A 6,423-nucleotide genomic window follows, 5' to 3' on the forward strand; every position below is an offset into this window, starting at 1 on the left:
TAATGAGGCTGGTGGTCCACGCCTCGGCCGTCTCGGCTCCCTTCGAGGAGATGCCCACGGAGAAGAGGCCCAGGTCGCCCAGGCGGACACTTTTGCCGTCGAGCACCAGCTCCTTCAGGCAGGCGAGCATGTCGATGAGGACACCGTGGATGACGCCGCGCGAGTAGGGCGAGTTGTGTTCAGAAATGTGGGTGACGAAGTCTTCGAATTCTACCGTGCGGTCCTGCACGGCGCGGGCGTACCACTTGGCGGGTGCGTCGGGGTCCTGCGGCGACTTGGCCGCGTAACGTCTGTACTTCAATGTTCCGATTGTTGACATAGCTTTGTTGGTTTTAATTGTGTTTGGTTAATTGAGAATTGAGAATGGATAATTGAAAATTGATCGTGCCCCGGCCGCTGGCAAATTCTTCATTCTTCGTTCTTCATTCCTCATTCACGAAGGCAAAGATAAGGGGTATTCTCCGCCCGGCCAAAAAATTCGGGCCGCTGGGAAGTGAAAACATGTTAACGGATTAAAGAATTACGTTAATAAAAATAATGCATTGATTTACAGTGCATAAAACGATAATTTCGCGCGCGGAAAGCATTGTTTTTCTACAGATAGCATGATGTTCTCTTTCGTTTACGCTCTTTATGAAGTAGCATGAAAAGATTGTTTGGTAACTGTAATCTGTAATTCGTAAGAGCTGTTTTGAATCCAGGAAAAAGACAGCGTGCTATTACGAATTACAGATTACAGTAAGCGAATTTCAGTTTGAAAAAGTATGTACAGAATTTTATATTATATATATAAATATATATATATATAATATAACTGTATAAGTGGCGCGCACATTTCGATTTTAGCTAACTGTAATCTGTAATTCGTAATAGACTATTAAAATGTTGTGTTAAAAACTGCATTTAGCTTTGTTTACTTGAATAGGATTTGTATATTTGTTGACAAACATAAAATAAGGGAGGGCATAACTATGAAAGCATATCTTCAATATCGATCAATAGTCTGTCGTAAATTTGCAGACATCGACCACCTTATCGGTGACAACAAGTTGTGGAACGAAATTTATTCCATCTTCCGGACTTTAAAAGAAGAACATAAACTGTCCATCCCCGCCATAGAGGTTTTGAATGAAGTATACTTGCAGAGTATGCGGGCTTTTCTGGTGAAGCATGCTGACGAAGAAGATATCTGGGAGGGGTACGTCTTTCGGAGCAGGCACCTGAAGTCTGATTCTTCTGCCACCCAACTGTGTCTGTCGTTGGTCTATGCGGCGCTGTGCCTAATGAGGATACCTATCGAGCAGGCTGTGGAACACTTGCAGATATTGAGGGAAAAACATCTGATGGACGAGCACGGGAAGCCCTCCACGTTTTTTCACAGCGTATTTGTCATTCTGTGGCAGAAAGAGAGAAAACGATCGATACCTTGGTATCTGGGTTTTCTGAGAGCGCCCGACTGGGATCATGTGTTCAATCTGGCAAGTTTCGATGTGGACGCTCCGCTGCCAGAGCCGGCTCATCATGTGCGTGCCGACATGACAACCGAGGACTGGATGCTGGCAACGGACCATTTCAACTGCGCATACATCAAGGAAATCGTCTTCCGTTGGAACAAGAAAAACGAGCGGTTGCAGATATTGGAATGCATCGAGATGTCCTACTGCAACCTGAGGGAAGAGTGTCCACCCGGTACACCTCCGTCGGGTGAAGTCGAAAAGCCGCAGGTGATGCCCGAAGATTTCGACCTCTGCCGGACGGAGATAGAGACAGCCGTGGAGGTGGAACCTGGGTCGAAGCTGATGGCCGCCTTGATAGACAGGGCGCTGGAGGTGTTCAGCAAAGCGGGGCTGGTGGCGCTCCTCTCGTGCCTGACAACCATGAAGTACTCGGAATGCGTCAAAGAGCATGTGGAACGGGTGGACAGGGCCATAAAGAAGCCTGTCGACCGGGCGCCACACACGCAGTACAACTACTACGAAGGCGCCAACCACTTCAGCGGAAACCAGATAAAGGGTGTCAGTATCCATGCGGAGCCTGCCAGCCAAAGTTTACCCCAAAATTGACAACAGACATGGAAGACAACAAGCAACAACAGACGGAAGTGAAGAACTTCTACGGCGGCATCTACTTCGACCGCTGCCAGATGACGGACATCAAGTTCCAGACCATCGTGCAGGGCGACATGCACGTGGAGGCGGAGGAGGCAAACCCCATACAGAACGATGGAGAGATGGCGGAAGAAGAGCAAGAAAACACCAGCCTCAATAACCTCATTTTTTCCCCTTCGCTATTTGCCACAGCCGAACGGCTTGGGCAGCTTCGCGACCTGATAGCTTCGGCATTGGAGCAACTGCAGGGGAAAAATGAACTCTTTTGGCTGCATGCTGCGTTGGACGATGCCGAGGTGATGAACTTTCAGACAAAAGATGTTGAATTCATCAACCAGATGCAGGAATGGTTTCCTGATTCACCTTGGCTGAATTGTAGTGCAAGGAGCATAGCCAATGCCATTTCTACCGAACGGAACAAGTGGTTGCAAGAAGGAGAGAGGGTTAAGGTGACCAACTTGCGCGCTTCCCGCCAGCAGTTTGTCAAGATGATGCAAAATTCGCATAAGATAGACCGCTTTATCCACATTGCATACGACGGCTTGTATAAGGGAGTGATGAAGCTGAAAGCGGAGTTTCGGAAGTGATGAGACAGGTTCTTCAAAAATCGTTCAGGTCGCGTGTCGGCGTGTAGTGAGTGATGTCGCTGACGGGGAACCGGGCCTTGTTGAGACTGACGGCGTCGGCAATAAAGTTATTGCAGTCTTCTTGTGTGTAGATGCCTTTGTTCAATGCAATAGCCAGGATGTCTAAGGTGCCGATGTATTCAATGCCGAATGCGTCACAATAGTCGGCCACATCCCTGAAATTGCTGCTGGCCACCACTTCATGCTCGAAACGAGCCATCGACATGCAGGCCCTTTCGCCTTCTCCCAAAAGCGGGCATTCTTTCTTCAGGCGGAAGAATTCCTTCTTGACATGGTCGTTCGTATAGGGAAAGCCTATGCGCGAAACTTTGCAGCGGGTCATCCAGGCGTCTACTTTGGCTTTGCGTTGGGAATCGGTAGGGTGCCAGGTGGCTTCTTTGTACACATTGTCCACCACATAGACGGCATGGGGAGCGAGAATCGCTGTCAGCGTGTCAATGCGACCGGTAGCAATGAAATGCGAAATGACATCCGCGTCAATCAATATGACCTTATTCTTCGCCATCGCCCAGTTCTTTTGAAAAGTCAAGGCCCATATCGGCCAGTAATGAAAAATATTTTGCCTGCGAAATGAGTCCTGCGTCATACAGGGCCCGTGCCTTCAGGTTGTAGTCTCCAACCAGTTCCGTCTGGTAGGTCGGTTCGTAAAGCCTGGTGCTGTAACCATATTCGATGGCCGATTTTCGGACATCTTTCTGGTAGCGGGCAAAAACCTCGTCGGTAATCCATCCCAAACCCTTCAGACGCATGAGCAATGCACTGCGTGAACACCCGAAGTTTTGCTCTATTTTCAGCAGAGTGGCAAGTGTTATTTTGTTTCGACTTTGTTCTTTATCCGGCGTCAATTCCTTCAACCCCATTTCGGGCAACAACAGGTAGGAGGCAAAAAGGTCGGCATTGTATTCTTCTGTTTCCTTTTTGTTGAACAACCCTGCATTGTTTTGCGATACGGTAAATTGTTCTTGATAAAGCAGGTGGTATAGCTCGTGACAGGCGGTGAACCGTTGTTTGGCATAGGACTGGGCCGTATTGATCAGCATAAAGTATCGGCTGCTACCGCCTGCTTGGATACGGATAGCCATACCTGAAAAATTGTCATCCAGCTTCCGAAACCAGGTCAAGATATTTTTCTCTTTCAGAATCTGATGAATACGTACGGGATCTTTCGTCGTGACGTGCATCTCTTCGCGCAAGCGCGTAGCCAGACATTCCAATTCGTTTTTACTTCTCAAGCTCATTACACATCTGAATATAGTTCTTGACAATTTTTTGGAATTGGGCTATCTGCTCCAAGTCGCTTATGGTGCCGTTTTTGCGGTATGCACACGCAACGTTGGCTTGTGTCAGTTCGGCATTTTCTTCCATCAGGTCGTACTCTTCCACATTGTAGAGCGTTGCCAGTTTTTCAATAGCTTCCATAGGCACGACGGTGTCTCCACTTTCATATTTGACATAAGCCGGTTGGCTGATACCTAAATATTGACTGATCTCCTGTTGGGAGTAGCCAAGGTGTTGGCGGTAGCTGGCAAGATTCTTGCCGATAATCTGATTGAGGGTCATGATAGTTGTGCGTTACGTTTTCCGCTTGCAAAGATAATGTTTTTCAGTTATATTTTATGCAGTTCAGCTTTGTTTTTGATAAAAATATAACTTTATCTCTGCCGCTTCTGCCATGGATTACCTTCTCTTTCCATAGCTATCGGACAGTTTCATCGGATGGATCGAACAAAACATTGCATAGTCATCGGATTGGTTGTACATGCATTGATTATCAGATTATTATACCGCAATTATTCATCTTCCTTGCCCTATCTTTGCCTCAGTCAAGACGGACAAACCATCCCCGTCGAGGTAGTATAATATGAAGAAATTAATGAAAGTCGTAGCACAGGGCGAACCTTTCGCCGTGCAGAGCCAGAAGGCCGAAAACGGACAGGTGATGAAGTGCAACATCGTGTTGCAGGAGTTGGGCGGCAAGTACGAGGACACGTACGTGGCAGCCATGCTGGGGCAGCTGGCCTCGTGCAAATTCTATGCGGGCGAGCTGGTGTATGCCGTCCTCCGCTTCCAGACGCGCGAGTACAACGGGCAGATGTTTCAGGACATCCTGGTGGTGGAACTTATCAAAATGAAGAACTAAGAATGAAGAATTTTTTAAATGAAGAATGATGAATGAAGAATTCTCAATTATCCATTCTCAATTATCAATTAGCAAACCCTATTTACAACATTAAACTTTTGACACGACTATGAACGTAAAAATTCAGCTGAGCGACGAAGCTTACAAGACTTTAGTGAACGGAAACGGACGTCTGGAAGGCAGTCTGGGATTGGTGAGCCCCACGGAGGGAAACTTCAACGCCTACCGCCGCAGCGCACAACGGCCAGGCGGAAAGTACATCAAACTGCCCCACGGCAGGGCCAGCGTGGGCGACAGCCATGTGCGCCTGACCCTGCGCATCGCTCTGGACGAAGCGGACATCGTGCCGGCAGACGCAATCATGGACGAAAGCCGGCAGGCGAGCGACTTTGTGGATCGCGTGTTCGACACCGAGTTCTGAAAAATTATCCATTATCCATTATCAATTATCCATTAAGTGCAATGAAATTCGGAATAAGCAATAACGTAAAGAGCCGGGTGGTGCGGGAGTGCACCCCCGAGCTGTTCCACCAGGCGATGCGTTCGGAGCTGGTGGCGGAGGTCTGCGCCGAGATAGCGGACGGACTGGAGCGGCTGCGTCGCGGCGAGCTGACGAAGGAAGAGTATGACACACTGAAAGCGGGGCTGAAGAAACGGTTGCCAATCTTCACGCCGCACGCCACGTTCAAGAACGGGCGGCGACTGAACGCCGACGCCATCCCCAGCGGCCTGTCGATGTACGACGTGGACCACCTGCCCAATCCCCGCGGCTACTGGGAGCAGAAGCGGCAGGAGCTGGAGGCCAGGGACGTGATGCGCTACGTGGTGCTGGCCCACATCACGCCCAGCACGGAGGGGCTGCGGCTGTTCTTCATCATCCCCGCGGGGATGGACCTGGCCGAGGCGCAGCGGTGGATGTCCCAGCAGATGGGCGACGAAAACTATGACGTCAGCGTGAAGGACTATGCGCGCTCGTCGTTCGTGGTGCCCGAGGGGTATGTGCTCTACCTTGACGAGGAGAGGCTGTTTAATGAAGAATTAAGAATGAAGAATGAAGAATTGCCTGCTTCCACCAATCCTCTCGTAGGGACGCACCATGGTGCGTCCGATGACGATGCCAATGCCGCCGATACGCCCCAAGCGGACGTTGCCGCCCCCGCCGATACGCCCCACACGGACGCACCGCGGTGCGTCCCTACATTTAAGGGGATGCCATATAGTCAGATTATTCAACAATGGTTCAAGCTGGCAGGTGGCGAACCCGTGCAGGGCGAGCGCAACGACAAGCTCCATCGCCTGGCCTCGCACCTGCGCTATATTACCGACAACAACGAGGCGCTGCTCCTGCAAGTGATGCCCCGCTACGGCCTGTCCGAGGAGGAGATGAGGGGGCTGATACACTCCGCCTGCTCGGCCAAGTGGTACTCGATGCCGCGGATGCTGAAAGAGGCCCTTGAAAATGAAGAACGAAGAATGAAGAATGAAGAATCTTTGAGAAATGAAGAATTAAGAATGAAGAATGAAGAAT

Annotated in this window: 10 protein-coding genes; 6 read left to right on the forward strand and 4 right to left on the reverse strand. The window is 49.7% G+C overall.

Translation table 11 applies throughout. From position 1 onward, the window contains the following. A partial coding sequence (locus HF894_RS14850; protein ID WP_449495031.1) for an HU family DNA-binding protein occupies positions 1 to 319 on the reverse strand: 319 nt, incomplete at its 3' end. A 652-nt stretch (positions 320 to 971) separates the two neighbouring features. Between HF894_RS14850 and HF894_RS14855 the strand changes: the two genes are divergently transcribed. Together HF894_RS14855 and HF894_RS14860 are read left to right on the forward strand one after the other, a co-directional pair. Beyond that, positions 972 to 2,063 (forward strand): hypothetical protein, encoded by a 1,092-nt coding sequence (locus HF894_RS14855; RefSeq protein WP_204973406.1) that lies wholly within the window; start codon positions 972 to 974, stop codon positions 2,061 to 2,063. A gap of 8 nt (positions 2,064 to 2,071) precedes the next feature. Further along, entirely contained in the window at positions 2,072 to 2,695 is a 624-nt protein-coding gene (locus tag HF894_RS14860; RefSeq protein WP_204973408.1) for a hypothetical protein, read from the forward strand. Between the two features lie 13 nt (positions 2,696 to 2,708). Here the strand turns inward: HF894_RS14860 and HF894_RS14865 are convergent, their stop codons facing one another. From HF894_RS14865 to HF894_RS14875, 3 genes are read right to left on the reverse strand one after another with little or no spacing between them, the layout of a single operon-like run. Further along, positions 2,709 to 3,260, reverse strand: a complete 552-nt coding sequence (locus HF894_RS14865) for a hypothetical protein (RefSeq protein WP_204973410.1) — start codon at positions 3,258 to 3,260, stop codon at positions 2,709 to 2,711. Then, the gene (locus HF894_RS14870) at positions 3,247 to 3,993 is read right to left on the reverse strand and encodes an ImmA/IrrE family metallo-endopeptidase (protein WP_204973420.1); all 747 of its coding nucleotides are present in this window, start codon (positions 3,991 to 3,993) and stop codon (positions 3,247 to 3,249) included. Before HF894_RS14870 ends, HF894_RS14865 begins: the two co-directional genes overlap by 14 nt. Next, positions 3,977 to 4,315 (reverse strand): helix-turn-helix domain-containing protein, encoded by a 339-nt coding sequence (locus tag HF894_RS14875; RefSeq protein WP_204973423.1) that lies wholly within the window; start codon positions 4,313 to 4,315, stop codon positions 3,977 to 3,979. Before HF894_RS14875 ends, HF894_RS14870 begins: the two co-directional genes overlap by 17 nt. 156 nt (positions 4,316 to 4,471) lie before the next feature. On the opposite strand from HF894_RS14875, the gene HF894_RS14880 reads away from it, so the two are divergent. The 4 genes from HF894_RS14880 to HF894_RS14895 all read left to right on the forward strand — a co-directional run. Beyond that, a complete protein-coding gene (locus HF894_RS14880; protein ID WP_204973425.1) occupies positions 4,472 to 4,615 on the forward strand; it encodes a hypothetical protein in 144 nt (47 codons plus the stop codon). Between the two features lies 1 nt (position 4,616). After that, positions 4,617 to 4,895 (forward strand): hypothetical protein, encoded by a 279-nt coding sequence (locus HF894_RS14885; RefSeq protein WP_204973427.1) that lies wholly within the window; start codon positions 4,617 to 4,619, stop codon positions 4,893 to 4,895. A 109-nt stretch (positions 4,896 to 5,004) separates the two neighbouring features. Further along, positions 5,005 to 5,316: a hypothetical protein gene (locus HF894_RS14890; protein WP_204973429.1), complete on the forward strand. Its 312-nt coding sequence runs from the start codon at positions 5,005 to 5,007 to the stop codon at positions 5,314 to 5,316. Positions 5,317 to 5,357: 41 nt separating this feature from the next. Next, positions 5,358 to 6,423: BT4734/BF3469 family protein (locus HF894_RS14895; protein WP_301547095.1), on the forward strand; the 1,066-nt coding region annotated here is incomplete at its 3' end.

The organism is Caecibacteroides pullorum (assembly GCF_019239235.1).
GTDB lineage: Bacteria > Bacteroidota > Bacteroidia > Bacteroidales > Bacteroidaceae > Bacteroides > Bacteroides pullorum.